Below are 24,254 nucleotides of genomic sequence, written 5' to 3'. Positions count from 1 at the left end.
GGTTGCTCGCAGTCTTTCCCACCGGCATTCAGATATCCTCACATCTTTGGTTCAGCAGAACCCACCCAGCCGACGATCGCTTCTACATATCGCTCAAGACTCCGTCTAATTTACACGGTTGCAGCAGACAGCAGAAAACTCGAGCTTGACTCCCTGATCGACGCCGCAACGCAAGTCCTTGAGATCACGGCGCCTAGGCCAGCGGTCCCGTCGGGATGACAGCGGCAAATGCCGGAACGACATCGAGCCAGGTCTCAGTTCCGATGATCTGACCCAGCCGCGCCATCGACGCTACCGGGCGCTTCTGCCCGGCGACAAGCTGGTAGATTCCGCCATCCGGTGTTCGGATGAAGGTAGGCGCCGCCGCTCCCTCTTTCATCTGGCCACAAGTGAACTGATCCATTGGAACGTAGTCGAACGGGTAGAGCGCAGCCTTCGAAGGGTCAACACGGTGCACCTGTCCACCGGCCGCAACATACAAGTCCGCTCCGCAGGAGAGACCAAAGGTCATCAACTTCGCGCCCAGTGGATACGCCTGAATGCGCTGTTCAGTGGAAAAAACCAAGTCTCCAAAACCTGCCTCCAGCGGGAAGATGAAGCTCGTGAATGCGATTCGACTTGTCACGCCGTCAATGAAATATACGGTCGCATTCTCGGGTGACCGCACCAGAGTCCCCGCCGTCAGGGCGACCGGGCCCTGGGTCAGGGAAGCGATTACGGAGGGTGCCACGGTCGTGATGACGGGGTTGCCGTCGGGTGTCAGAGCCAGTAGCGCACCCCAGCCGCTAATCGGTCGAATATCTGTCGGCATGACGACGAAGACATCGGCAGCGTTCGGCGATTTGATGAACGATCCGGCGGCGATGGTTCCCTTGTCCGGGTAGGTGTCAATCAGTGCCTGAGGAACAGCGACCGGAACACTGATTGCGGTCAGTCCGCCAGCAGTGAGCGCATAGCGCCCCTCCGAATTGACGACGATGGCGGGTGGCGCTCCCCCGGCCGTGAATACTCCGGTGAATGATGCAGCCGACGCCGGGATCAAGCCCATGCTGGTCGACGAGAGCGAACCCGTCGTCCGCGTCACGACCCCAAGCGATGACTCGGCGCCGGCAGCCATCCCGTATCGTTTCCCCGCCGCGAGCAGGCTGTAATTTGACGTGGATCGTGCCTTCGCAAAGGCCCCGTCACGAACGACGGGGGCAACCAGCGACAGGGCAGAAACGGCGTTCTCGGTTAGTACGTTCATCCCGGCCGGTATTCCGGCAGCGGCTTGCGATTGATCGTCAAGAATCTCGGCCTTGGTACCGTTCTTGATGTAGTACCTGCTGCCTTCGACTGTTCCAAGAACCGGGCGCAGTATCGGCCCGGTATAGAACGCTGCAATCTGCGCGTCGGTGAGCTGTACATAGCCGCTCGCAGCGCACGATGCCCCATAATCCGTCGCCTGTCCACAGGAGGCAAAGGGCAGCTTGATGCCAGAGTCGTAAAAGTAGATGGTGCCATCGTTCGCGCGCAGGGAACGTCCGACGGTGTGAGCCGTTGTGAATCGGTCAAGGTAGGACTGCGACACATAGCCCACCGTGCCCAGCGGCGCGAGGGCGATGAGTATGCCGATGCTGGGTACTGGGTACTTGGAGTTGCCCGAAACCAGGTAAACCGTGCCGTCCGCCACCGTGCGTAGCAGGCTCGTGCCCATCGTCGGGGAACCGAACCAGTCGGTGAACATGCGCCAGAAGTTTCGATTCCCATAAGAACTGCAACCGTCTCCGGTCCCGTAAAGATTGCCGAGCGCAGCGGCGTTGGGCTGGTACGGGGTGTAGTTGTAGAGTCCGGCAGTTGCCTGGTTCTGGATGAACACCGTTCCGGAGCCACACGCCACATTCGGGTTGTATCGCACCTCATTGTTTCTTCCGGGAACGTGATTCCAGCGTGTCGGGTTAGCGGCGTAGTACTTGAACTGCAGTGCCGCTGCATAGACCTGGTTGAAGAACCCGTAATAGGTGGCGTCACAGTCCGCGGTATCGGGGCAGCCATAGCCTGTTGCGCTTCGATATTGCCTGGCCGAAGGCCAGGTATCGGAGATGAGACCCTGCTCTTTTTCGATCAACACGATCATGGCCTTCGGGCTGATCCCACAGGCCACCCCGACCCGCGCGATGATCGCGGCTGCGCTTTCGTTCGCACGACCGGCATAGGCCGTGCAGCCGTTGGACACGGCAGCCCTGGACGGAGTGTCCTGGCTGTAGTCCTTGAGGCAGGTGTAGCCGGCTCGGCAGTTCGGAACTTTGGCCGAGAGGAATGACTGCACTGCGCCCGCATCCATCGACTGACCATCGAAGAAAACGGCGTCGCTGATGATGTTCCCCGGTTCAAAGAGCGCGCCGTCCGCCGCCGTCGCAGTCTGGACAGGACTTACCACGGAGAGGAGGGTCGCGGCCAGCACGCCGGCCAGCACCAACGCGCCCATTTTCTTCAGATTCACGGGATCTCCAAGTCGGTGGGCGTTGAGGTCAGGGTGAAGTCGCTGGAGGTGTAGGTCAGAACGACCTGCCAGGCCCCCTTGGAGAACTGGTCGATTGGAATCTGGACGAAACCGCAGGCTGTGTCCACGACATTGGCCACGGCGTCGCGGCTCGATTCAACGCGCTTGTCCGGGCGCGTGAAAACGAACGAGCACTTGCCCCCATTTTCAACGACTCCCGCCACGTAGCCGGATGCCGAGACATTGAGACCATCAACATCGGCGCCGGCGACCACGATCACGGCCTCTTGCGTGGGAACGGCGGCGGGACTGGCCGTGTTCGACTTGTCCGGGGTACCGCTCGACGCGGGCGCGCTCGACTGAGCAGGCGATTCGCCCTCCGAAGTGGCGCAGGCAGTCAGACCGAAGCCGACGAGGCTGAAAGCCACTGCCACAGCAAGGCCGGACGTCACACGGCGCATCATCCCCTGACTCCGTGGCAACGTTTGCAATTTCATGACAGGTTCCAAACCATAGATCCGTACTGTCATGCTCCCCGGCACCACCCTGATTATTATTGCGCAAAGTCGACCGATTCCTCTGACCCGCGCGGTCTAATGCCGTACATGGGCACCCCCCTTTAGGGGCTGTGAATCAGGATCCGTGAGGTCCGAGCCTTCAGGAGCTGCGCATCAGGATCCGTGACGCCCGAGCCCCTGGCAGGAATACCACGAAGCCGCATCACCTAGAATTGATCCGACCATCACATCTGCACAAATGAAATGAGGCGTATGACGTCGTCTGACGCCGACCAGCGCGCTCTGAAAATCTCCCAAGAACCTTTGCGTCCCGTTGGACAGCAATACGGATTCGTCACAGGCACTCTGGAGTCCCTCAAGGACATCTGGTCTCATCGCGAGCTGATGAGCATGCTCGTCAGGCGCGAGATCAAGGCGCGGTATAAGGACAGCTCTCTGGGGCTCCTCTGGAGCCTTGTCCGACCGCTGACGCAACTCATGATCTATTACTTCGCCATCGGCCAGATCATGGGTCTGGCGCGCAACATCCCCAGCTTCGCCATCTTTGTGTTCGTGGGCCTGACCATCTGGGGCCTATTCACGGAGATTGTCTCAAGCGGTACAACCTCGATCCTCAACAACGCGGGCCTGGTGAAGAAGATCTACCTCCCGCGAGAGATCTTCCCCCTGGGAAGCGTCGGTAGCGCGCTCTTCAATTTCGCGATCCAGTTCGCGATCCTGGTCGTTGCCACCCTCGTCGTAGGCCAATTCCCTGTGACAAGCGACGTTTTATATGCGCCGCTCTCCTTTGTGACTGTCCTTGTCTTCGGCACGGCTCTGGGCATTTTCCTCTCCAGCGTGAACGTCTATCTGCGAGACGTCCAACATCTTGTGGAAGTTGCCCTCATCGTGCTCTTCTGGGCGTCACCCATCGTCTACTCGTTCAGCTTCGTCCACGACAAGCTCAACGGGAATTGGCTTGAGCAGCTGTACCTGATGAACCCGGTCACTCTCGCAGTCCTGGGAATGCAGAAAGCACTCTGGGTCGCTGGAACGACCGAGTCGGATGCGATCAACTGGCCTCCGGATCTTGGTGTTCGCCTCTTCATCGCCCTGGCAATCGGCTTGGTACTGCTGTGGTTGTCCCAGCGAGTTTTCTCGCGACTCCAAGGTAATTTTGCTCAGGAACTCTAATATGACTCAGCCAGCTACGATCATCAGCGTCAACGATGTCTCCAAGAGATTCATCCTCCACAAGGACAAGTCCGTCAAGGAGCGAATTCTCAACTTCTCGAATTCAAAGGCGTACCGAGAGGATTTCTGGGCGCTGAGGGACATCTCACTCGATATCAAGACCGGCTCGACGGTGGGTCTGGTCGGACACAATGGTTCCGGGAAGAGCACGCTCCTGAAGGTCATCGGTGGGATTATCCAGCCGACATCGGGGTCTGTTCTACGCCGCGGTCGAATGGCCGCGCTACTCGAACTTGGAGCTGGATTCCACCCGGACCTCACCGGCCGGGAAAACGTGTATCTGAATGCGGCGCTCCTGGGACTTTCGAGACAGGAGACCGATCGGCAGTTTGACCAGATCGTAGAATTCTCCGGCATCGAAGAGTTCATTGATACCCAGGTGAAGTTCTACAGTTCGGGCATGTACGTCCGCCTCGCCTTCTCCGTGGCCATCCACGTTGATCCCGACGTCCTCCTGGTCGACGAAGTGCTCGCCGTCGGTGATGAGCCGTTCCAGCGCAAGTGCATGGATAAGATCGCCCAGTTCCAGAGCGAAGGTCGCACGATCGTTCTCGTCAGCCATTCGAGCGAGCAGGTCGGCCGGTTGTGCGATCGTGTCGTAGTCCTCGACAAGGGCAGGGTGATGCACGACGGTGACCCGACCGAGGGAATCCGAATTCTTCGAGACGGATACGATGCCGAAGCGCATCGCGTTGACGCATCGAGCAGCTCTCGCGACCTGAGCGCGCCGTACACCCTCGCGAGCGCCAAAGCCCACACGGAGCGCGCCGACGGCCGCTTCAATCTGATAGTCGACATCGGCGTGGATGTCCACCAGCCCAAACCCCACTGGGGCATTGGACTCTCGATCGAGAACACGCTCGGAATGAATCTCTACGGGATGACGACCTTTCCAATGGATGTCACGCTCCCCAACACAATCGGACACCACAGCATTCGGCTGGCCTTTCCCGATGTGCGCGTGGGTACCGGAAAATATTTGATCAACGTGGGTTTAGGGGATTCCGCCGGTACGACCTATGACAGAAGGAGCGGCATCACCTCCTTTGACGTCGCCGACGAGGGAATCGGCAATGGGATCCTGAGCCTGGATCCACAAATAATCCTCGGCGCTACCGAGGGTTGAGGGCCGGGAACCATATGTCCAACACCACAGGCAACCTTCTCTTCGACTCGCTCAGTCCGAATACCGGCGACATCGCGATTGGGATAGCGGGCCAACAGATCTTTGAAAGTTTCGGCATCGCCGCCCGGATCGTGGACCCATTCGAGGTCCAGATGCCGGCGCCTCTTATTGTCGGCGGTGGCGAGTTGATCAGAGTGTCGGGCGACCCTTTCTACGACTCATATCGCCAACCCGGCCGCCATGTCCTCAACGCGGCCGGTGTCTGGTCATCAGCGGACAACCTCGACTATCTCAAGGAATATGCCTTCGTTTCCGCCCGCTCGGAACACGAGGTCGAAGTCCTTCGCCGTTGGGTGCCGGAGGCCAAGGTCGTTCCGTGCGCAACCACATTGCTCACTGCTGAGCACTACGACATCCCTGGCGCGGAACCGGGTGAACCGTTGGTGGGCATCCACATGGTCCCCCACGCGCTACGGATGATCGAGGATCTGATTCCGATCATCGACTCGATTCCGTACCGGAAGGTGTTCATTCCCTTCACCCACTACAACAGCGATGCCTCGTTTATGAAGTCTCTACCGTTCGACAAAACCAACAGCATCTTTCTGGATCGTCTCAGTCCCCTTCAGCTGCATTCCGTCATCGGCCAGATGAAATACGTAGCCGTGTCGTCGCTGCATGCTTCGATCTTTGCCTACAGCCAGAATGTGCCTTTCATCTCGATCCACCAGAAAAAGGCGGAGTACTACTTCTCCGACCGCGGACTGGGCGCGAACCTGGTGAAGTCCCGCGGGGAGTTTGTCGAGCAATTAGATCGCATTGATTTGGAGCGCCCCGACTATCGCAAACTCATTGATGCGGACCGCTCAGAGATTATCCGGGCCTTCACCAGGTACGCCGAGATAATCTCCGTGTCGCCAGAGTCCCTGAATGAGTGGGCCAGCAGTCCGGTCACGCCCACGAGACAGCAAGATGTCATTCTCCTGGATCAGGCCAAGCACGTCATTGGCGATCGAGACCTCGCGCTCTCCTACTCTGAGAGCCGGCGTTTGGCCAAGATGGCGGAAGCTGACAAGCTCGCGTCAGACCTGGTCGGGCTCCAGAGTGAACTTGAAGAACTCCGCACGGCATTCAACTTGCTTCGAACCGTGTGGTGGGTGAAGCTGCTCCGGGCAACCTCAGGACGCGCTCGTCGAGCCTACGGACGGCTTGCGGCTGTGTTCAAGTGAGCGTGACGCGATGGCACCGTTGTCCGCCAGATCGACGAGGGTAGACGGCCGGTAGCTCGCCCATTTGCGCACCTGGTACCGCGGGTTCATGGCCAGCCAGAAAAGACGCCGCTTCCAACTGAAGTCCGGGTCACGCAGGATGCGGAGCGTGTCACCGACGATTCCCCGAGCGGTGAGGCGCACCTGCGTGCCGCGCGTCATGGCCGGGATCGGGAAACCGATCTGCCGAAGACCGATGGTTTCGTCGAAGATCCGTTTGCCGTACTCGTTCAGGGTGAGGTCATTCGAATGTTCGACGGCGGCACGGCCCGCGTAGGCCTTGCGGTATCCGGCCTCGATGAGGTCCTTGCCGAACAGTTGATCCTCCGCGTACCGCACATCCCGATACGGGATGGTGTTGAGCAGAAAATCGCGCCGTGCCGCCGAATTCACGTCGGAGTAAAAGCTGATGGCGTTCAGGACGCCTTCGCTCTGCACGAAAGCGTCCTTGTAGAACACCGACGTGCCGAAGTCCGGACCGAACCCCGCGAACACGCCACGGATTTCGTACTTGAGCAGTGGGAAGCAACCGGCGCGCGGAATCTGTTTGCCCATGACGGCGACGATGCGCTCATCCAGGCGGAACGGCTCCAGCAGCTCTCGCAGCCACGATCGGGAGGCCGGAATGGCATCATGCGTCAGGTAGGCAACAAACTCGCCGGTCGCGAGCTGTGCGGCGAGATTACGCGTCTTGCCGTGCCCGAACTCGGCATTCGGGATCTCGTGAAGGCGAACCGCCGGGTATCGGCGCACGATGTCGAGAGTGGAATCCGTGGATCCCGAATCGATAACGAGCACCTCAATCGCGCCGTCCAGCTCCTGGGCCAGCACCTCGGTGAGGATGCGCTCCAGGTACACCTCACCGTTGTAGGTCAGGATTGCGACGGTCACGCGTGGCTGGGTCTGAGCTGTCGGATCAGTCATTCTGGTGCTCTCGGATTTCCTGGTAGGTCAGTCGAACGCCCTCGTCGAGCTCGGTCATCTCGGCAGAGCCGAACTCGGCGCGGTAGCGCGCCGTATCGAGCACGACCCGGTCGACGAATGTGGAGGGGGCCGGTCGTTCCTCAATGGCGAAATCGATTCCGGTCACCCTGCGGAGGGAGTCAATGATGTCCGTCACGGAGTAGCCGATACCGCTGCCCAGGTTGTACAGATCGAATTCGGTGGGCACACCAACCATCGGTGTCACCATGCGTACCAGGTCCTCCACGTAGACATAGTCCCGCACCATGCCGCCGTTGCCGAGCCGGATCACGGGGCGTCCCAGGGATATCTGCCGGAGTGCGATCGGAATCAGGCCCTGCTTCTTGTTGGACTTCTGGCGCGTCCCGTAGGGATTTGAGATGCGCAGCGCAGTCGACTCAAGTCCGTGTTTGGCCTTGAAGTAGTGCAGGTAATGCTCGATCGAGAGCTTGCCGATCCCATATGGAGAAATGGGCAGGGCCCGGTCGATTTCCGCGTACTCCGCCTTGCCCTGCGGTCCGTAAATCGCACCACCGGTCGAGGCGAAGTAGAAGTGCTTGATGCCCGCCGCCACGGCCGATTCGAGCAGTTCCACCGTCTGGGCTACGTTGGTGCGGATGTCCAAGGTCGGGTCGCTCTCCGCTGTCGCGGGGCTTGTCGTGGACAGGAAGTGGAACACGTAGTCCTGGCCGTCCACGGCGTTCTCGAGGTCTGAGCGGCTCAGAAACTCGCCCTGCATGACGCGCACGTCAAGAGCCGAGAACGTCGGTTCCTGCGAACTGAAACGGTCGAAGGCAGTGACGGAGTGTCCCGCCGCTGCGAGCGAGTCGACCAGGTGAGACCCGATGAACCCGTTGGCGCCGATGACGACCGCTTTAGCCACGCATGGCCCCTTCGAACGCCGCGAGGAACTGAGCGCCGGAATCCGACCAGTTCACCTGCGCGACCGACTCCGACATCGCGATGGACCGTTCAACGGCATCCGGGTGATCGAGCACCTCGGCCATCTTGCGAGCAATGGCCAGGGGGGAGGCCGGCACATATTCGATGAACGGATTGTCCGACACCATCCGGTTGTTCGGCCCGTCGTTGACGACCGGCGTCACACCGCTCGACAGCAGTTCGAGGGGCAACAGTGACATGTTGGACAGCGACATCACGAGGCCGGCGGCACAACGGTTGTAGACGGCGTTGAGTTCCGAGATATCGAGGCTCGAGAGATTCGTGTATTCAAACGGAATGTTCCAGTTCGAGACGTCCCAACCGGCGAGGTTGATGCGTACGTCGGGCTTGAGCCTGGCGAATTCAGCCAGCGCGAGGAGTCCGAATTCGAAGGCGCGCCTGGGGGTGACCGGTCTGGCGTAGAAGAATACCTCAGTGCGCCTTTCCACGTTGGTCACGCTGTAATGGGTCTTGTCGACGGCGAAGTCGAAGTGGTCCGTACTCATGCCGTACTCGGTTGCAAGCTTGTGGGCCAGCCAGCCCCCGGCCGTGATGCCGTGGAAGCCGAACCTGTACGTGTTGCCGGCGAGCAGCGACTCCGTACCAAGCGGGTAAAAACTGGCCTCGTAGTCCTGCACGAAGTAAAACCGACGCGCGTCGGACTTATCGAGGTACGCCGGATAGGCCGTCTCCCAGCCTGTGGCGAAAATGGCCTGGGTGCTCGCGTCGACGCCCTGTTCCCGGTCGTACATCGCGATTCGAGCCGCGACCTCCGGATAGGCGCCGGCCGAGCGCAACATCGCGCGGATATCAGGGATGCTCACGGTGTCGGCGCTGGTCGTGTAGAGGTAGATCGAGCAGCGGTGCCCGGCCTTCTCCGCGATATCGATGAACCGGAAGAGGTTCTGGTGCCCGCCACTTTCAAGACCGGGAGGAGACATGATCCATGCGATGTCGATCGGGCCCTCATCGACGACGGTCGGGTTGATCCGCCAGGGTGGGGACTGTGTCCAGTCCAACTGCGCCGCGTCCTCGTTCGCGACGAGCATGACGGTCTCATGGCGCATGATCTTTGTGGTTGCCTTCGTCAACGCGCGCACGAGGAATACCCTCGGGCCTTCCGCGCGCAGAACACGCACCGGTCGCAGCCCAGCGCGCAACGCCTTGCCGACAAAGACGCGGGGACCCTGGTCTCGAATGATTCTGAGGCTCCTGCTAAAGACTGTCAAAAGATCCTCGTGGTCGTCGAAGTCGGTACCGTGTCCAGTGAAGTAGGCATATCCCTACCAGTGTATCAAGCGGTACCGGCGCAAAGCTGAGTGGCCGGCCCAGGCTGCGACCCCGATGACAATGGCACTGAGTATGCTTGTCCGTGATGTCTAGCCCTCTTCTCGAGTCCACCGTGGTCGTTACAGTGACCTACAACTCGAGCACCCACCTGCCGAAATTCCTCGAGTCCGTCAGGGCCAGTGAGGATGCCGCACTCGACGTCGTCGTGGCCGACAACCACTCAGCTGACCTCGAGGACACGACGAACATCGCCCGTGAAAACGGGGCACGGCTCCTGGCACTCGGTGAGAACCGCGGCTACGGCGGAGCCATCAACGCGGCGATCGCGGCACTGCCCCCACACGTGACGGCAATCCTCATCTCGAATCCCGATGTCGAGCTCGGCCACGGCGCCACCAGCGCGCTCCTGGCAGAGCTCGCGGCCGATCCCCAGGTCGGCTCCGTCGGGCCACGTGTCCTCAATGCGGACGGCACGACCTATCCGTCAGGACGCCAGCTCCCCTCCATCCGAACCGGAGTCGGCCACGCTCTCTTCGCTCAGGTCTGGCCCGGCAACCCGTGGAGTCGTTCCTACCGCGCCGAGAGCCAGGGTTCCGATACCCGTCGAGCCGTCGGCTGGCTTTCCGGTGCGTGCCTCCTCGTGCGCCGCAGCGCATTCGAGGAGCTGAACGGCTTCGACGAAGGCTTCTTCATGTACTTCGAAGACGTGGACCTCGGATACCGGCTGGACAAGGCCGGGTGGAAGAACATCTATACCCCGGCTGCCTCGGTCATCCACACGGGCGCGCACTCCACCAGCGTCGAATCGGAGAAGATGGTGGTGGCTCATCACGCCAGCGCTTACCGGTACCTGGAGAAGAAGTATTCCGCTCCCTACCTCGCCCCGATCCGCTGGGCGCTCAAGCTGGGGCTGGCCGCCCGGGCCAGGCTCTACACCCGCACCGGACGACTCGGTTAGCCTCAGTCTTCCGGCGTGACCAGCCCGGCCAGGTACTTGCCGTAGCCACTCTTCTTCAGCGGCTCAGCGAGTTCCTCGAGCTGTGACTCGGTGATCCAGCCCGCGCGCCAGGCGATCTCCTCGATACAGCCGACCTTGAAGCCCTGACGGTCTTCGATCACGCGCACATACTCGGACGCCTGCATCATCGACTCGAAGGTCCCGGTGTCGAGCCAGGCCGTACCTCGATCGAGAACCTGCACGTGCAGGTTGCCCTGCTGCAGGTAGCGCTCGTTGATCGTGCTGATCTCGAGTTCGCCCCTGGCGCTCGGCTCGATGGTCTTGGCAATGGCGACGACGGAATTGTCGTAGAAGTAGAGACCGGGCACCGCGTAGTTGCTCTTGGGCCTGGCCGGCTTCTCTTCGATCGACACGGCCGTGAAGTCCGAGTCGAACTCCACAACGCCGTAGGACGTCGGGTTGCTGACGTGGTAGGCGAAGATCCGCGCACCCGCGAGCTCGTGGTTTCCCCGCAGGGCGGATCCGAGACCGGCACCGTGGAAGATGTTGTCGCCGAGTACGAGCGCGACGCTCTCACTGCCGATGAACTCCTCACCGATGATGAAGGCCTGGGCGAGTCCGTCGGGCGACGGCTGCACGGCGTACTCGAGACGAATACCGAGGTCGGAGCCGTCCCCGAGCAGCGCCCGGAACTGGTCGTTGTATTCCGGGGTCGTGATGATCAGGATTTCCCGAATGCCCGCCATCATCAGCGTCGACAGGGGGTAGTAGATCATCGGCTTGTCGTAAATGGGCATGAGCTGCTTGGAGATGCCCTTGGTGATCGGCCACAGGCGCGTGCCAGAGCCGCCGGCGAGAATGATGCCGCGCATGGTTACTTTCCTTCGTTCAGGGAATCGTAGAACGCGCGTGCGGCGTCCCAGGTGGGCAGGAGGCCGCTCGCGGCGGCTTCGGCCAGGCCCGGAGCATCCGTGTCCTTCGGAGACAAGAGCAGCTCACCGGCTTCGGGCGGGAAAACGAGACCGATCTCGGCGTCGAGCGGGCTGATACCGTGCTCACGGCCCGGGTTGAAGGGTGCGGTCACGAGGTAGCTCACCGTGGCGTTGTCTGTGAGCGCCACGAAGCAGTGGCCGAGGCCTTCGGCAATGTAGATCGCGCGCCGGTCGGTGTCATCGAGCAGCACGCTGTCCCACTGGCCGAAGGTCGGCGAGCCCACGCGAATGTCGATGACGTAGTCGAGCACGGCACCGTGCGTCGCCGTCACGTACTTCGCCTGACTCGGCGGAATGTCAGCGAAGTGGATGCCGCGCACCGAACCACGCTTTGACACCGAGGTGTTCGCCTGGGCGATGTTCAGTTCGTGTCCGAGTGCCTCCTCGAGGCGATCGAAACGGTACCACTCAAGGAAAACCCCCCGGTCGTCCCCAAACTGTTTCGGAGTGATTTCGTAGGAATCGGGAATGGAAAGTTCACGGATCTTCACGCGGAGCAGTCTACCAAGTGCTTTCCGGTAGAATCACGGGGGCACTTTCAGCTAACGGAACGGTAACCTCCCACATGAAGATTCTCGTCACCGGCGGAGCCGGTTTCATCGGCTCGAACTTCGTTCGACGCACCCTCGAAGACGCCTATCCCGGCCTGGAGGGCGCCGAAGTCGTCGTTCTCGACGCCCTCACCTACTCGGGAAACCTCGAGAACCTGGCTCCCATCGCGGAGAGCCCCCGCTATTCGTTCGTGCACGGCGACATCCGCGACGCCGCCCTGCTCGACACGCTGTTCCCGACCCTCGACGCCGTTGTGCACTTCGCGGCGGAGTCCCACGTTGACCGCTCGGTGCGGGACGCCTCGATCTTCGTCGAGACCAATGTGCTCGGCACCCAGCAGCTTCTCGACGCCGCCCTGCGCCACGACCTCAAGCGGTTCGTGCACGTCTCCACCGACGAGGTCTACGGCTCCATCGCCGAGGGTTCGTGGGACGAGGAGCGCGCGCTCGAGCCCAACTCGCCGTATTCGGCGTCCAAGGCCGGCAGCGACCTGCTCGCCCGCAGCTACCACCGAACGCACGGCCTGAACATCTCGATCACCCGCTGCTCGAACAACTACGGCCCGTACCACTTCCCCGAAAAGGTCATTCCGCTGTTCGTCACGAACCTGATCGACGACAAGCACGTTCCGCTCTACGGCGAGGGCAACAACATTCGTGACTGGCTGCACGTGGACGACCACACCCGCGCCATCGCCATGGTGCTCGTCGGCGGCCGCGCCGGTGAGATCTACAACATCGGCGGCGGCACCGAACTGACCAACCTTGAGCTCACCCAGCTCCTGCTCGACGCGACCGGCAAGGACTGGTCATACGTCGACCGCGTCGCCGACCGCCTCGGCCACGACCTGCGCTACTCGGTCGACATCGGCAAGATCCAGGCCGAACTCGGCTACACCCCGCAGGTCCCGTTCGAACAGGGCCTCGCCGACGTGGTGCAGTGGTACCGCGAGAACCGCGCCTGGTGGGAGCCCCTCAAGGCCCGTGCGGAATTGAGTTAGGCCAGGCCAGGCCTCAACGCCTACGGCGCGCTACAAGCGGCTACACTGGTTTCATGAGTCTTGTTCCGGTTCGAGATCTTCGGAATCACACCGCGGAGATCATCGAGCGCGCCCGAAACGGTGAAGAGGTGACGATCACGGTGAACGGCGTGCCCGCGGCGACTCTGGTTCCGGTGCGCCCACCCACACGACTATTCCTCACGAAGCAGGAATTCCTGGCGCTGAGACCCGGGAAACCGGTCGCAGAGGCCCACCCGCACGACCTCTGGGATGACACGACCGACGATCTCGGCCCCATCCAGTGACCCCCAGTCGCGGACTCCTCGACACCAGCGTGTTCATTGCGCAGGAACAGGGGCGTCAACTCGATGTCGCAGCACTCCCAGACCACCAGTTCGTCTCCGCCATCACCCATGGTGAGCTCTATGCCGGCGTGCACGCCGCGACATCGTTGCACACGCGTGCCGTGCGTCTGGCCACCATCGAATCTCTGTCGGGCCTCGTCACCCTTCCCGCCGACACCGCCGCTGCTGCCCAGTGGGGCCGCATGCGACAGGCGGTGAGTGAGTCGGGTCGCAAGGTCAATGTCAATGACCTCTGGATCGCCGCCATTGCCCTCGCCCACTCCCTCCCCGTCTTCACCCAGGACACGGACTTCGCTGTTCTGGCAGACTTGGGCGGGCCAGAAATCATCACCGTCTAGCAGTTACCGTCTCGAGGAGCACATGAAGTATCTGATCACCGGCGCGGCCGGGATGCTCGGCCGCGACCTGCAGGCAGCCCTCGCCGGCCGAGACGTGACCGCCTTCGACCGGGCCCAACTGGACATCACCGACCTGGCCGCCGTCATGACGGCCACGGTCGGCTTCGACGTCATCATCAACGCGGCCGCGTACACGAAGGTGGACGACGCCGAGACGAACGAGGATGCCGCCTACGCCATCAACGCCGTCGGCCCGCATAACCTGGCGCTGGCGGCGGCCGCGCAGAACGCCAGGCTGGTGCAGATCTCCACCGACTACGTCTTCGACGGGAGTGCGACGGAGCCGTACAGCGAAGACACCACGATCGACCCGATCTCGGCCTACGGCCGCACCAAGGCCGCCGGGGAGGCGTTCGTGCTCGCCACGCACCCGACCGGCAGCTACATCGTGCGCACCGCCTGGCTTTACGGCGAGCACGGACCGAACTTCCCCAAGACGATGCTGAAGCTCGCGGCAGCGCGGGACACCCTCACCGTCGTCGACGATCAGGTCGGACAGCCCACCTGGACCGCCGATCTGGCCGCCCAGGTCGTGGCACTGCTCGACGCGAACGCCCCCGCCGGCATTTACCACGGCACGAACTCAGGCGTCACCAGCTGGTTCGGTTTCGCCCAGGCCGTATTTGCCCAGGCGAACCTCGACCCGGCCAGGGTGACCCCCACCGACAGCTCGCAGTTCGTCCGACCGGCACCGCGACCCTCCTATTCCGTGCTGGGGCACGACGCCTGGCAGTCCGCCGGGCTCGCGCCGATGCGGGATTGGCGGGAGGCCCTCGCCGACGCACAGGCTCAGAGGATCTTCGAGGAAAAATGATCACACTTCGGGTTGTCGTCGACCAGATGAGCTCTCCGGTTCCCGGTGGGATCGGACGCTACACGGAGGAACTCACCCGCGCCCTCATTGCGACCGCTCCGGTTGACTGCGAGGTCGAGGGCATCGTTTCCGCGTCCTCGGCGGAGCAATATGCCGCGCTCGAGGCGGCCCTGCCGGGGCTGGCCGGGCTGCACAGGACGACGCTCCCCCGGCGAGAGCTCGCGGCCGCGTGGCAGCTGGGCATCGCCGGGTCTTCTGGCTCGGGGATGATCCACGCGCCGGGGCTTCTCGCCCCCCTCCGCAAACATGACATCGTCGCCGACGGCACCCAGATGGCGGTGACCGTGCACGACGTGCTCGCCTGGACGCATCCGGAGGCGCTCACGACCACCACAGTGGCCTGGACCAAGGCCATGCTCAAGCGCGCCCGCAAGCACGCCGACGCCGTCGTGGTGCCCAGCCACGCGGTCGCGAACCAGCTCACCGAGATCGTCGACCTCGGCGATCGAATCCGGGTCATCGGCGGCGCGGTCGGTAGTCGATTCCGACTGCCCTCGAACTCATCCGCCGCGGAGACCGTGGCTTCGGCACTGGCGCTGCCGCACGAATACATCGTCACCGTGGGAACGCTGGAACCGCGCAAGGGCGTCAGCGCCCTGATCACCGCGCTCGGTCTGCCCGGCGCCCCCGATCTGCCGCTCATCGTCGTGGGCCCCGACTCGTGGGGCGAACTCGAGCTCTCATCGGTCGCCGACGAGGCCGGACTCCCGCCGGGACGGGTGCGATCGATGATCGGCCTCACCGACGAGCAGCTCGCCGTCGTGATCGACCGGGCCGCCGTGCTCGTCTTCCCCAGCCTCGAGGAGGGCTTCGCCCTCCCCATCATCCAGGCCTTCCATCTGGGAACTCCGGTGATCCACTCCGATGCCCCCGCACTGGTCGAGGCCGGCGGCGAGGCCGGCATCGTCGTGGAACGGGAGGATGCCGCCGGCTACCCGGAGCGTCTCGCGGAAGCGCTGACCAGGCTCCTGGGCGACCGCGCCCTGGCGACCCGGCTGGGCATCGTCGGAAGCGACCGGTCCCGGGCCTTCAGCTGGCGTGACTCCGCCGAGCGGGTCTGGCAGTTGCACGCCGACCTCTGATCTCGACAGGCTCTGATCTCGACAGGCTCGATCACCGGCCGTACCGGATCTCGACAGGCTCTGATCTCGACAGGCTCGATCACCGGCCGTACCGGATCTCGACAGGCTCGATCACCGGACAGGCTCGATCACCGCTCGACAGGCTCGATCACCGGCGGTGGTCGAGCTCGTCGAGACCCGGGCGCTGCTACGGCGCCGGGGTCTCCGTCGGCGCCGGCGCGAGGGCCGTGGAGATCAGGTCCCGAATCACGCCGTAGTCCGGATTCTCCGGGTCGACGTTGTTGTCGGGCACGAGCTCGACCGATTGGATCGGCAGGGCCTTCGTCTTCGAGGCGAGGTTCACGAAATAGCCGAGCATGCCCTGGGGAATGTCCGTTTTCACCACCTGCGACCCGGCCTTCGCCACCGCCTGGAATTTGGTCAGCACGTTCGTCGGGTTCGCCTGGGCGAGGATCGCCTCCTGGATCTGCCGTTGGCGCACCATCCGGTCGTAGTCGCTCGTGTCGTGGCGGGAACGGGCATACCAGAGCGCGTGGTAGCCGTCCATGTGCTGCGGGCCCGGTTCGAACCAGAACAACACCTCGGTGAAGGTGTCGTCGGTGTGCACCGGAACGCGGTGGTCCACCGTGACGTCGACGCCGCCGAGGGCATCAACCAGCTGGGAGAAGCCCTGCATGTCGATCAGGACGTAGTACTGGATGGTCAGACCGGTCACGCCCTGCGCTGCGTCCCGCATCCCCTCGATGCCCGGCTCGCTGCCCTCGGCTATCGCCTTCGGGTACATTTCCGGGCTCTTGAGCTCGACCTCGGTGTAGATCGAGTTGAGCATACAGGCGTCGACCTCGCAGCCGTCGATGGCCCCATACCCCTCAGGGTAGAGGTCGGCGAGCGGCCCCGGCGAGAACGGAACGTCCTCGAGGTTGCGGGGTAGCCCGATCATGCTGGCCTGCCCGGTTTCCGCGTCGATGCTGACCACCGAGATGCTGTCGGGACGGAGGCCTTCGCGGTCCGGGCCGGCGTCACCGCCGAGCAGCATGATGTTGTAACGGCCGTCGACCGGGGGTTCGGTCGGCCCGGCCACGAAGACGGAGGACAGGAAATCGCTGGCCGTGGCCGCGACGTATGCGCCGTAGCCGGCGGTGCCGACGACGCCGACCATGAGCACGGTCGTCAACCCGGCGATCAGCGGCCGCGCCTTCGGACCGGCCTTGACCAGGCGCACGAGACGCAGCGTGTCCATGGTCAGGATCAACCAGACCACGCCGTAGAAAGCGAGCAGGCCGGCGGCCACCCACAACCCGATGCTGTTCGTCATCGCGGTGAGGATCACCTCGGGCCAGAGCAGGTAGACCCCGCCGGCGACGATGGCCAGGAAGACCAGGGTGAACGTTGCCCGCAGGCCGAATCGGCCGAGCCGGCGGTTTCCGGCCAGCACCTGCACCGAGCCGGGCAGCACGAAATTGAGCACGACGAGCCACCAGGCCCGCTTGGTCATGACCTGTTCTGAACCGACATTCGGGTGCCGGATCGGGCTACTTACACTCGTCATAGCTTCGCTTGGAGGTCCGAATTCTTCTGCTCAACCTGCGCGGCGAGCATCTCGGCGTACCCCTCGAGCTTCACCCGGAGGGAATCGTCGGCGGTGGCGAGGATCTTCACCGCGATCAGGCCGGCGTTGCGCGCTCCGCCGATCGACACGGTCGCGACGGGGACGCCCGCGGGCATCTGCACGATCGACAAGAGGGAATCGAGACCGTCCAGCCGTCCGAGGGGAACAGGAACACCCACAACGGGGAGGGTCGTCACGGCGGCGAGCATGCCGGGCAGGTGCGCCGCACCGCCGGCTCCGGCGATGATCACCCGAAGTCCACGCTCGTGCGCGCTCTTGCCATAGGCAATCATCTTCTCCGGAGTGCGGTGAGCCGACACGACCTGCACCTCGCAGGGCACGCCGAAATCGCGCAGCAACTGCGCGGCATCGCTCATCACGGGCCAGTCGGAATCGGAACCCATGACCACGCCGACGAGCGGGGTCACGGCGATTTCCGACGGAGCGGTCTCGGGTACGGAGTTCACTGGCACGCAGTCGATCTTATGGGTCAGTCCTGAAAAACCGCCGCAGTGGCTCGCGCCTCGTAGACGACTTCGTCCAGATCCGACCCCCCGACGGTCACGTGGCCGACCTTCCGGCCCGGCCGTGGATCCTTGCCGTAGTTGTGCACCTTGGCCGACGGATGCTCCGCCAGCGCGGCCGGATATCGCGCGGCCAGAGACCCCTCCGCTGGTCCTCCGAGGATGTTCACCATCACCGACCACGGGTCCCTGGCCGTCGTCGCGCCGAGGGGCAGGTCGAGCACGGCCCGAAGGTGCTGCTCGAATTGGCTGGTGATCGATCCCTCGATCGACCAGTGGCCGCTGTTGTGGGGGCGCATGGCCAGCTCGTTGATCAGGAGCCTCCCATCCGTGGTCTCGAACAGCTCCACGGCGAGCATCCCGGTCACACCGATGCCCTCGGCGACCAACACCCCGATCTCCGCGGCCAGCTCGGCGAGTCGGCCGGCGGACAACGGCGCCGGCGCGATGACCTCCGCACACACGCCGTCGCGCTGCACGGTCTCGACGACGGGCCAAACCGCGATCTCGCCGGAGGGACGCCGGGCGACCTGCTGGGCAAGTTCACGACTGAAGTCGACGAGCTCCTCCACGAGCAGCGCGCCGCCGTTACCGTCCTCGGCAAGTGCGGTGAACCAGTCGTCGGCGTCGTGCTCGTGCGAGACGAGCCGCACGCCCTTGCCGTCATAGCCGCCACGGGCGGTCTTCACGACCGCGCGCCCACCATGGTCGGCGAGGAAGACAGCCAACTCGGCGGAGTTCTCCACCCTGGCCCAGTCCGGTACGGGGAGGCCCAGGTCGCTCAGGCGCTGCCGCATCAGGAGCTTGTCCTGCGCGTAGAGCAAGGCGTCCGGCCCCGGGTGCACACTGACGCCTCGCGCCACGAGTTCGCGGAGGATCTCCTGCGGCACGTGTTCGTGATCAAAAGTGACCACATCAACGGTCTCGGCGAAGGCGACCACGACATCTCGGTCGCGGTAGTCGCCGACGGCGTACGCGGCCAGAGCGGCGGACATTCCCTCGTTTTCGGCCAGCACCCGGATATCAATGCCGAGATTGACCGCCGCCGGGATCATCATCCTGGCCAGCTGGCCGCCGCCGATAACGCCGACAGTCGTATTCATCTGTTCACCAATTCCTGTGCGAGCGTTCATTCTTCCGTGCCGGTTCTCTCAGGCTCGGGGCTGGGCTGCGCCGTAGACTGCGATTCCTGCCCTCCTATCTTCACCCATCGAGTGGAACGACGCATGCCGACAAAAACGACGAATTCAGCCAGACTGGCGGCCTTCATGGTCCAGGTCGGCAAGTTCGGCGCGGTCGGACTCGTCGGTTTCGCCGTTGACGTGACCGTGTTCAATCTGCTCCGCACCACGGTGTTCGACCCTCAACTCGTGCACGCCGGTCCGATCTACGCGAAGGTCGTGTCCACCATCCTGGCGATCTTCGCCAACTGGATCGGTAACCGGTACTGGACCTTCGGCAAGAACCGGCAGGAGAGAACCCTGCGCGAAGGCATCGAGTTCTTCGCCGTCAGCCTGGTGGGGATGGGCATCGGCCTGGCCTGCCTGTGGCTGAGCCACTACGTCCTCGGCTACACCAGCGTCGTCGCCGACAACATCTCGTCGAACGTGATCGGACTGCTGCTCGGCGCGATCTTCCGGTTCGTGCTCTACCGCTACTGGGTCTTCGCCCCGCACCGCCGCACTCCGGTGGTCACCCCGGTGGTCACACCGGTCACCGGCAGCCTAACGACCGTTCCTCACGGCCGTCTGGTCACCGACCGCTGACTGCTCCAGCCGCCTGGACCCGATCAGGGTCTGCGACGCTTCCATCAGGTCGTGCAAAACCTGCTGCACCAGATCGGCATTCGGAACGTCCCTGAGCACGAGCGGATGCTCCAGTCCGGCGTTGATCAGCACGTCGCCCGACCGGCTGAGCGACTGTAGCCAGGTCTTTCGCACGGTCACGTCGTAGCCGCGGCTGTGCAGCAGCTCCTGACGGGTGCGCACGAAGAAGCCACGGCGGAAGATGATCCGCCGCGTGGTGATCGTGTAGCGCCGGTTCAGCCAGGTTGCCAGCGGAAGCAGCCAGAACAGCACAACGATGATGACCGCTCCCACGACCAGGGCGGCGTTCTCCCACAGCTCGGGGAGCGACCCGTACAAGTAGCCGGTGGCGCCGAAGACTCCGACGAGCACCACGGTCGGCCAGAACAGCACCCTGGCATGCGGTCTCAACCCGGCGACGACGCGTTCGGCCGAGGCCGGCACCTCGTCCTGGCCGTGCCCCGTTGCTTTCGTCATACCCCCATTAATACCTCAGGTGGGTCACATCGCCTGCGGCGACAGCCTGCAGCTCTCCGTTTGCCTGGTCTTCGACGATGAGGCGACCGTCCCTGTCGAGGTCGACGGCAGTGCCGACCAGATCGTTCCCGCCGGGCAGTTGCACCCGCACCGGGGCGCCCAGCGTGCCGCAGACGTCGCGCACGGCCGCGAGCAGACCGCTCGTCACCGGATCGCCCCCCGCCGCCAGGAACGCGGCCGTCAGCGACTGAAGCTCGGTCAGGTAGCGGGCCAGCACGGCGTCCGCGTCCGGGGCCGACCCGGTGACCAGCAGAAGCGAGGTGGATGTGAGCGTGGGCAGGTCGTGCTCGTCCAGGGACACGTTCAGGCCGGCGCCGATGACGAGCCCGGTGGCGTCGGGAAGCAGCTCGGACAGGATGCCGGACACCTTGTACCCGTCGATGAGCACGTCGTTGGGCCACTTCAGGGTGACCTCGTGAACCGGGCTGCCCTCGTCCCGATCGTCACCCCCAGGCTTCATGCCCGCGTCGACGACCTCGCGCACGGCACGGGTCATCGCGGTGCCGGCGAGCAGCGGGAACCAGCCGAAGTGGTCGACGGGAAGCGGCGCCCCGTCGACCACGGGCCGGAGCAGCACGGAGATGGCCAGCGACTTGCCGGTGGGTGCCAGCCAGGTGCGGCCGAGGCGACCGCGGCCGCGGGTCTGGTTGTCGGTGACGAGCACCGACCGGTCGGGCCAGCTCGCGGCATCCGCCCCCGTGGCGTTGGCCACGAGCACATCGTTGGTCGAGCCGGCCTCGATGAGGTATTCGAACCGTGCCCCGGCATTCCTGCTGAGCGGAAACTCCATGCGAACCTCTTCCGGTGGCTTACGAACGTTGAGCGGATTCCGTGCCGAATCGGCCGATTTTCGGGTGTCCGACTCCAAAATTAGCGGATGCGGGTGGCGTCGGCTGCGGAACCGACCAGCGATCCGGCCGATCTTTGTAGAGATTCGTCAACGGTCGGGGGCAACCGTTGGCCGGTAGAGTGAACCGCGTGACTGAGAACTCGCCCCTCGCGGGCCCCGACCTGTACACGACGGCTGGAAAGCTCGCCGACCTCAAGGTGCGCTATCACGAAGCCGTGACCGCCAGCGGAGAGGCGGCGATCGATAAACAGCACGCCAAGGGCAAGATGACCGCCAGGGAGCGCATCGACCTGCTCCTGGACCAGGGCTCGTTCGTCGAACTCGACGAATTCGTGCGGCACCGCACCCACGCCTTCGGCATGGAGAAGAAACGGCCCTACGGCGACGCGGTCGTCACCGGCACCGGCACCATCCACGGGCGCCAGGTCTGCGTCTACTCGCAGGACTTCACCATCTTCGGTGGGTCGCTCGGCGAGGTCGCCGGCGAGAAGATCATCAAGGTGATGGACCTCGCTCTCAAGACCGGGGTGCCGATCATCGGCATCCTCGACTCCGGCGGAGCCCGGATCCAGGAGGGCGTCGTCGCCCTGGGCAAATACGGCGAGATCTTCCGCCGCAACACGGCCGCGTCCGGCGTCATCCCGCAGATCTCGATCATCTGCGGCCCGGCGGCCGGAGGCGCCGTGTACTCCCCCGCCCTGACCGACTTCGTGATCATGGTCGACAAGACCAGCCAGATGTTCGTCACCGGCCCCGACGTGATCAAGACCGTCACCGGTGAAGACGTCGGCATGGAGGAGCTCGGCGGAGCGCTCACCCACAACACGATCTCCGGCGTGGCGCACTACCTGGCCAGCGACGAGCCGGACGCCCTCGACTACGCCCGCACCCTGCTCAGCTTCCTGCCGGACAACAACCTGGCCGAACTGCCCGTCTTCGACAGCGACATCGAGCTGGAAACGACGGATGCCGACCAGAAGCTGAACACGATCATCCCGGACTCCCCGAACCAGCCCTACGACGTGAAGACCGTGATCGAGCACATCGTCGACCACGGCGACTTCCTCGAAACACAGCCGCTCTTCGCTCCCAACATCGTGGTCGGTTTCGCCCGGGTCGAGGGGCGCTCGATCGGCATCGTCGCCAACCAGCCCAGCGCCATGGCCGGCACCCTCAACATCCCGGCGGGCGAGAAGGCCGCCCGGTTCGTGCGCTTCTGCGACGCGTTCTCGATCCCCATCCTGACGCTCGTCGACGTGCCAGGCTTCCTGCCGGGCACCGACCAGGAGTGGACCGGCATCATTCGCCGCGGCGCCAAGCTTCTCTACGCCTACGCCGAGGCGACGGTCCCACTCGTGACCGTCATCCTCCGGAAGGCCTATGGCGGCGCGTACATCGTGATGGGCTCCAAGCAGCTCGGAGCCGACATCAACCTCGCCTGGCCCACCGCGGAGATCGCCGTGATGGGCGGGCAGGGCGCCGTGAACATCCTCTACCGGGCCGAGATCAAGAAGGCCGAGGATGCGGATGAGGATGTCGCTGCCGTGCGCACCCGCCTGGCCAACGAATACACCTACAACGTGGCCAGCCCGTTCCTCGCGGCCGAGCGCGGCGAGCTTGACGGCATCATCGAACCGGCTACCACCCGCGTCGCGGTCACGAAGGCCCTCCGCGCGTTGCGCACCAAGCGCGCGAGCCTGCCGCCCAAGAAGCACGGGAACATCCCGCTGTAGGCGGAATCATGACCGACCAGGCTAATCCCACCCCAGACCCGGCCGAGGACCTTGTGTTCCTCACCCGGGGCGTCACCCACCGAGAGGCGGCCGCCGTGTCGGCCGTACTCAGCGGTCTACTCCGCGAGGAGTCCGACAGCCTCCGCAGGGCCCCGGAAGGCAGCCAGAGCGCCTGGCAGACCAGCGCGCGGTCCATCCGGCCGATTGTGCGCGCCGGGCAGGGCCAGTGGCGAGGCTTCTCCGCCTGATCGACCGGCGTGGCTCACCCCGGTCCCCCTAAATGCCGACTTTTTTATTGGTACCGGGTCAATGATTATAGATATTGCTAGGTGTGGCTCCCAGAGTTACACCACCAAAATTCGTCGACTAGGGTAAGCAGGCGAATTTTGGCGGCGAGTCAGGGTGACATTCGGGTTGTCGCCCTGGCACGAAAGTCGAAAGGGGACCAGCCTCACGGTTGGTCCCCTTTCGCATGTCCGGCGTCCGTGGTCGAGCCCGTCCCCACCGGTGGTCGAGCCCGTCGAGACCCCGCCCCCTCCGGTGGTCGAGCCCGTCGAGACCCCGTCCCCACCGGTGGTCGAGCCCGTCGAGACCCCGTCCCCACCGGTGGTCGACCCCGTCGAGACCCCGCGACCGGTGGTCGAGCCCGTCGAGACCCCGTCCCCACCGGTGGTCGAGCCCGTCGAGACCCCGCCCCCTCCGGTGGTCGAGCCCGTCGAGACCCCGTCCCCACCGGTGGTCGACCCCGTCGAGACCCCGCGACCGGTGGTCGAGCCCGTCGAGACCCCGCCCCCTCCGGTGGTCGAGCCCGTCGAGACCCGGCGACACGACCTCGAACACAGCAACGATATTCAGTCCAATATTACCTGAGTATCTCTCGCTTTCCTGTTCGATTTACGGTACACTGGGGGCATGGCAGCAGCCTCAGCCCCGCAGTCACCAGCCGCCCCGGCAGGAGCGGCAATCCCGCCCGCGTTCGGCGGCCCCAAGTCATTCGACCCTGAAGCGTCCGGCCCGGACACGTCTGGCCCGGCGCAGTTGATCGCCCGGGCACGCGACCTGGTCGCGGCCGCGCTGGACCCGATCGTGTTCGGTGTCCTCAGTGACACGGATGCGGTCGCGGTCCTCGGCGCGGTCGAAGACCTCGGCCGCC

26 protein-coding genes are annotated in these 24,254 nt (G+C 63.9%); 14 read left to right on the top strand and 12 right to left on the bottom strand.

Going from position 1 to position 24,254, the window contains the following annotated elements:
* Positions 1-193: 193 nt before the first annotated feature.
* A complete protein-coding gene (locus QMG61_RS14110) occupies positions 194-2,482 on the bottom strand; it encodes a hypothetical protein (protein ID WP_283494968.1) in 2,289 nt (762 codons plus the stop codon).
* Positions 2,479-2,979 carry a hypothetical protein gene (locus QMG61_RS14105; protein WP_283494967.1) on the bottom strand — a complete coding sequence of 167 codons (501 nt, stop codon included), beginning with the start codon at positions 2,977-2,979 and terminating at the stop codon, positions 2,479-2,481. The genes QMG61_RS14110 and QMG61_RS14105 overlap by 4 nt, the downstream gene beginning before the upstream one ends.
* A 273-nt stretch (positions 2,980-3,252) precedes the next feature.
* Here QMG61_RS14105 and QMG61_RS14100 point away from each other — a divergent pair, with 273 nt between their 5' ends.
* Genes QMG61_RS14100 through QMG61_RS14090 form a run of 3 tightly spaced genes read left to right on the top strand, consistent with a single transcriptional unit; the run spans position 3,253 to position 6,588 of the window.
* On the top strand, positions 3,253-4,173 hold the full coding sequence (locus QMG61_RS14100) for an ABC transporter permease (protein ID WP_283494966.1): 921 nt from the start codon (positions 3,253-3,255) through the stop codon (positions 4,171-4,173).
* A gap of 1 nt (position 4,174) precedes the next feature.
* Entirely contained in the window at positions 4,175-5,359 is a 1,185-nt protein-coding gene (locus tag QMG61_RS14095) for an ABC transporter ATP-binding protein (protein WP_283494965.1), read from the top strand.
* A 14-nt stretch (positions 5,360-5,373) separates the two neighbouring features.
* A complete protein-coding gene (locus tag QMG61_RS14090; protein ID WP_283494964.1) occupies positions 5,374-6,588 on the top strand; it encodes a polysaccharide pyruvyl transferase family protein in 1,215 nt (404 codons plus the stop codon).
* On the opposite strand, the gene QMG61_RS14085 is transcribed toward QMG61_RS14090, so the two are convergent.
* From QMG61_RS14085 to QMG61_RS14075, 3 genes are read right to left on the bottom strand one after another with little or no spacing between them, the layout of a single operon-like run.
* Positions 6,538-7,551 carry a glycosyltransferase family 2 protein gene (locus tag QMG61_RS14085; RefSeq protein ID WP_283494963.1) on the bottom strand — a complete coding sequence of 338 codons (1,014 nt, stop codon included), beginning with the start codon at positions 7,549-7,551 and terminating at the stop codon, positions 6,538-6,540. The two genes, QMG61_RS14090 and QMG61_RS14085, sit on opposite strands and share 51 nt — an antisense overlap.
* Positions 7,544-8,473 carry an NAD-dependent epimerase/dehydratase family protein gene (locus QMG61_RS14080; RefSeq protein ID WP_283494962.1) on the bottom strand — a complete coding sequence of 310 codons (930 nt, stop codon included), beginning with the start codon at positions 8,471-8,473 and terminating at the stop codon, positions 7,544-7,546. Before QMG61_RS14080 ends, QMG61_RS14085 begins: the two co-directional genes overlap by 8 nt.
* Entirely contained in the window at positions 8,466-9,632 is a 1,167-nt protein-coding gene (locus QMG61_RS14075; RefSeq protein ID WP_283494961.1) for a rhamnosyltransferase WsaF family glycosyltransferase, read from the bottom strand. Before QMG61_RS14075 ends, QMG61_RS14080 begins: the two co-directional genes overlap by 8 nt.
* 275 nt (positions 9,633-9,907) lie before the next feature.
* Between QMG61_RS14075 and QMG61_RS14070 the strand changes: the two genes are divergently transcribed.
* Entirely contained in the window at positions 9,908-10,780 is an 873-nt protein-coding gene (locus QMG61_RS14070; protein WP_283494960.1) for a glycosyltransferase family 2 protein, read from the top strand.
* A gap of 2 nt (positions 10,781-10,782) precedes the next feature.
* Here the strand turns inward: QMG61_RS14070 and rfbA are convergent, their stop codons facing one another.
* Together rfbA and QMG61_RS14060 are read right to left on the bottom strand one after the other, a co-directional pair.
* Positions 10,783-11,652 (bottom strand): glucose-1-phosphate thymidylyltransferase RfbA, encoded by an 870-nt coding sequence (gene rfbA / locus QMG61_RS14065; RefSeq protein ID WP_283494959.1) that lies wholly within the window; start codon positions 11,650-11,652, stop codon positions 10,783-10,785.
* 2 nt (positions 11,653-11,654) lie between these two features.
* Positions 11,655-12,263 (bottom strand): dTDP-4-dehydrorhamnose 3,5-epimerase family protein, encoded by a 609-nt coding sequence (locus QMG61_RS14060; RefSeq protein ID WP_283494958.1) that lies wholly within the window; start codon positions 12,261-12,263, stop codon positions 11,655-11,657.
* 74 nt (positions 12,264-12,337) lie between these two features.
* On the opposite strand from QMG61_RS14060, the gene rfbB reads away from it, so the two are divergent.
* The 5 genes from rfbB to QMG61_RS14035 are packed head-to-tail and all read left to right on the top strand — an operon-like array spanning position 12,338 to position 16,043.
* Complete coding sequence (gene rfbB / locus QMG61_RS14055; RefSeq protein ID WP_283494957.1) at positions 12,338-13,324, top strand: dTDP-glucose 4,6-dehydratase; 987 nt, start codon at positions 12,338-12,340, stop codon at positions 13,322-13,324.
* Between the two features lie 53 nt (positions 13,325-13,377).
* A complete protein-coding gene (locus tag QMG61_RS14050) occupies positions 13,378-13,629 on the top strand; it encodes a type II toxin-antitoxin system Phd/YefM family antitoxin (RefSeq protein ID WP_283494956.1) in 252 nt (83 codons plus the stop codon).
* A complete protein-coding gene (locus QMG61_RS14045; RefSeq protein ID WP_283494955.1) occupies positions 13,626-14,027 on the top strand; it encodes a type II toxin-antitoxin system VapC family toxin in 402 nt (133 codons plus the stop codon). Before QMG61_RS14050 ends, QMG61_RS14045 begins: the two co-directional genes overlap by 4 nt.
* 22 nt (positions 14,028-14,049) lie before the next feature.
* Positions 14,050-14,901 carry a dTDP-4-dehydrorhamnose reductase gene (gene rfbD / locus QMG61_RS14040; RefSeq protein ID WP_283494954.1) on the top strand — a complete coding sequence of 284 codons (852 nt, stop codon included), beginning with the start codon at positions 14,050-14,052 and terminating at the stop codon, positions 14,899-14,901.
* A complete protein-coding gene (locus tag QMG61_RS14035; protein ID WP_283494953.1) occupies positions 14,898-16,043 on the top strand; it encodes a glycosyltransferase family 4 protein in 1,146 nt (381 codons plus the stop codon). Before rfbD ends, QMG61_RS14035 begins: the two co-directional genes overlap by 4 nt.
* Positions 16,044-16,230: 187 nt before the next feature.
* On the opposite strand, the gene QMG61_RS14030 is transcribed toward QMG61_RS14035, so the two are convergent.
* The 3 genes from QMG61_RS14030 to QMG61_RS14020 form a co-directional block, all read right to left on the bottom strand.
* The gene (locus QMG61_RS14030) at positions 16,231-17,538 is read right to left on the bottom strand and encodes an LCP family protein (protein ID WP_283494952.1); all 1,308 of its coding nucleotides are present in this window, start codon (positions 17,536-17,538) and stop codon (positions 16,231-16,233) included.
* Positions 17,539-17,588: 50 nt separating this feature from the next.
* The gene (gene purE / locus QMG61_RS14025; RefSeq protein ID WP_283494990.1) at positions 17,589-18,056 is read right to left on the bottom strand and encodes a 5-(carboxyamino)imidazole ribonucleotide mutase; all 468 of its coding nucleotides are present in this window, start codon (positions 18,054-18,056) and stop codon (positions 17,589-17,591) included.
* Between the two features lie 86 nt (positions 18,057-18,142).
* On the bottom strand, positions 18,143-19,279 hold the full coding sequence (locus QMG61_RS14020; RefSeq protein WP_283494951.1) for a 5-(carboxyamino)imidazole ribonucleotide synthase: 1,137 nt from the start codon (positions 19,277-19,279) through the stop codon (positions 18,143-18,145).
* 123 nt (positions 19,280-19,402) lie between these two features.
* Here QMG61_RS14020 and QMG61_RS14015 point away from each other — a divergent pair, with 123 nt between their 5' ends.
* Positions 19,403-19,942: a GtrA family protein gene (locus QMG61_RS14015; protein WP_283494950.1), complete on the top strand. Its 540-nt coding sequence runs from the start codon at positions 19,403-19,405 to the stop codon at positions 19,940-19,942.
* On the opposite strand, the gene QMG61_RS14010 is transcribed toward QMG61_RS14015, so the two are convergent.
* Positions 19,901-20,458 carry a PH domain-containing protein gene (locus QMG61_RS14010; RefSeq protein ID WP_283494949.1) on the bottom strand — a complete coding sequence of 186 codons (558 nt, stop codon included), beginning with the start codon at positions 20,456-20,458 and terminating at the stop codon, positions 19,901-19,903. The genes QMG61_RS14015 and QMG61_RS14010 overlap by 42 nt on opposite strands.
* Before the next feature lie 7 nt (positions 20,459-20,465).
* Positions 20,466-21,308 (bottom strand): biotin--[acetyl-CoA-carboxylase] ligase, encoded by an 843-nt coding sequence (locus tag QMG61_RS14005; RefSeq protein ID WP_283494948.1) that lies wholly within the window; start codon positions 21,306-21,308, stop codon positions 20,466-20,468.
* A gap of 179 nt (positions 21,309-21,487) precedes the next feature.
* On the opposite strand from QMG61_RS14005, the gene QMG61_RS14000 reads away from it, so the two are divergent.
* The 4 genes from QMG61_RS14000 to QMG61_RS13985 all read left to right on the top strand — a co-directional run.
* A complete protein-coding gene (locus QMG61_RS14000; protein ID WP_502847045.1) occupies positions 21,488-23,101 on the top strand; it encodes an acyl-CoA carboxylase subunit beta in 1,614 nt (537 codons plus the stop codon).
* Positions 23,102-23,109: 8 nt separating this feature from the next.
* Entirely contained in the window at positions 23,110-23,349 is a 240-nt protein-coding gene (locus tag QMG61_RS13995) for a hypothetical protein (protein ID WP_283494946.1), read from the top strand.
* Between the two features lie 259 nt (positions 23,350-23,608).
* A complete protein-coding gene (locus QMG61_RS13990; protein WP_283494945.1) occupies positions 23,609-23,971 on the top strand; it encodes a hypothetical protein in 363 nt (120 codons plus the stop codon).
* A 42-nt stretch (positions 23,972-24,013) separates the two neighbouring features.
* Positions 24,014-24,254 (top strand): hypothetical protein (locus tag QMG61_RS13985; protein WP_283494944.1); only part of this gene is annotated, 241 nt, incomplete at its 3' end.

The organism is Cryobacterium sp. PH31-AA6, from assembly GCF_030063195.1.
Taxonomy (GTDB): domain Bacteria; phylum Actinomycetota; class Actinomycetes; order Actinomycetales; family Microbacteriaceae; genus Cryobacterium.
This window is presented reverse-complemented; position numbering and strand designations above follow the sequence as displayed.

Bases quoted from the DNA above. Each gene is read 5' to 3' on its own strand.
- QMG61_RS14090 (WP_283494964.1), top strand. From the start codon at position 5,374: ATGTCCAACACCACAGGCAACCTTCTCTTCGACTCGCTCAGTCCGAAT.
- QMG61_RS14035 (WP_283494953.1), top strand. From the start codon at position 14,898: ATGATCACACTTCGGGTTGTCGTCGACCAGATGAGCTCTCCGGTTCCC.
- QMG61_RS14095 (WP_283494965.1), top strand. From the start codon at position 4,175: ATGACTCAGCCAGCTACGATCATCAGCGTCAACGATGTCTCCAAGAGA.
- QMG61_RS14100 (WP_283494966.1), top strand. From the start codon at position 3,253: ATGACGTCGTCTGACGCCGACCAGCGCGCTCTGAAAATCTCCCAAGAA.
- QMG61_RS14020 (WP_283494951.1), bottom strand. From the start codon at position 19,279: ATGAATACGACTGTCGGCGTTATCGGCGGCGGCCAGCTGGCCAGGATG.
- QMG61_RS14010 (WP_283494949.1), bottom strand. From the start codon at position 20,458: ATGACGAAAGCAACGGGGCACGGCCAGGACGAGGTGCCGGCCTCGGCC.
- QMG61_RS14050 (WP_283494956.1), top strand. From the start codon at position 13,378: ATGAGTCTTGTTCCGGTTCGAGATCTTCGGAATCACACCGCGGAGATC.
- rfbA (WP_283494959.1), bottom strand. From the start codon at position 11,652: ATGCGCGGCATCATTCTCGCCGGCGGCTCTGGCACGCGCCTGTGGCCG.
- QMG61_RS13995 (WP_283494946.1), top strand. From the start codon at position 23,110: ATGACCGACCAGGCTAATCCCACCCCAGACCCGGCCGAGGACCTTGTG.
- QMG61_RS14030 (WP_283494952.1), bottom strand. From the start codon at position 17,538: ATGACCAAGCGGGCCTGGTGGCTCGTCGTGCTCAATTTCGTGCTGCCC.
- QMG61_RS14070 (WP_283494960.1), top strand. From the start codon at position 9,908: ATGTCTAGCCCTCTTCTCGAGTCCACCGTGGTCGTTACAGTGACCTAC.
- QMG61_RS14015 (WP_283494950.1), top strand. From the start codon at position 19,403: ATGCCGACAAAAACGACGAATTCAGCCAGACTGGCGGCCTTCATGGTC.
- QMG61_RS14105 (WP_283494967.1), bottom strand. From the start codon at position 2,979: ATGAAATTGCAAACGTTGCCACGGAGTCAGGGGATGATGCGCCGTGTG.
- rfbD (WP_283494954.1), top strand. From the start codon at position 14,050: ATGAAGTATCTGATCACCGGCGCGGCCGGGATGCTCGGCCGCGACCTG.
- QMG61_RS14005 (WP_283494948.1), bottom strand. From the start codon at position 21,308: ATGGAGTTTCCGCTCAGCAGGAATGCCGGGGCACGGTTCGAATACCTC.
- QMG61_RS14085 (WP_283494963.1), bottom strand. From the start codon at position 7,551: ATGACTGATCCGACAGCTCAGACCCAGCCACGCGTGACCGTCGCAATC.
- rfbB (WP_283494957.1), top strand. From the start codon at position 12,338: ATGAAGATTCTCGTCACCGGCGGAGCCGGTTTCATCGGCTCGAACTTC.
- purE (WP_283494990.1), bottom strand. From the start codon at position 18,056: ATGGGTTCCGATTCCGACTGGCCCGTGATGAGCGATGCCGCGCAGTTG.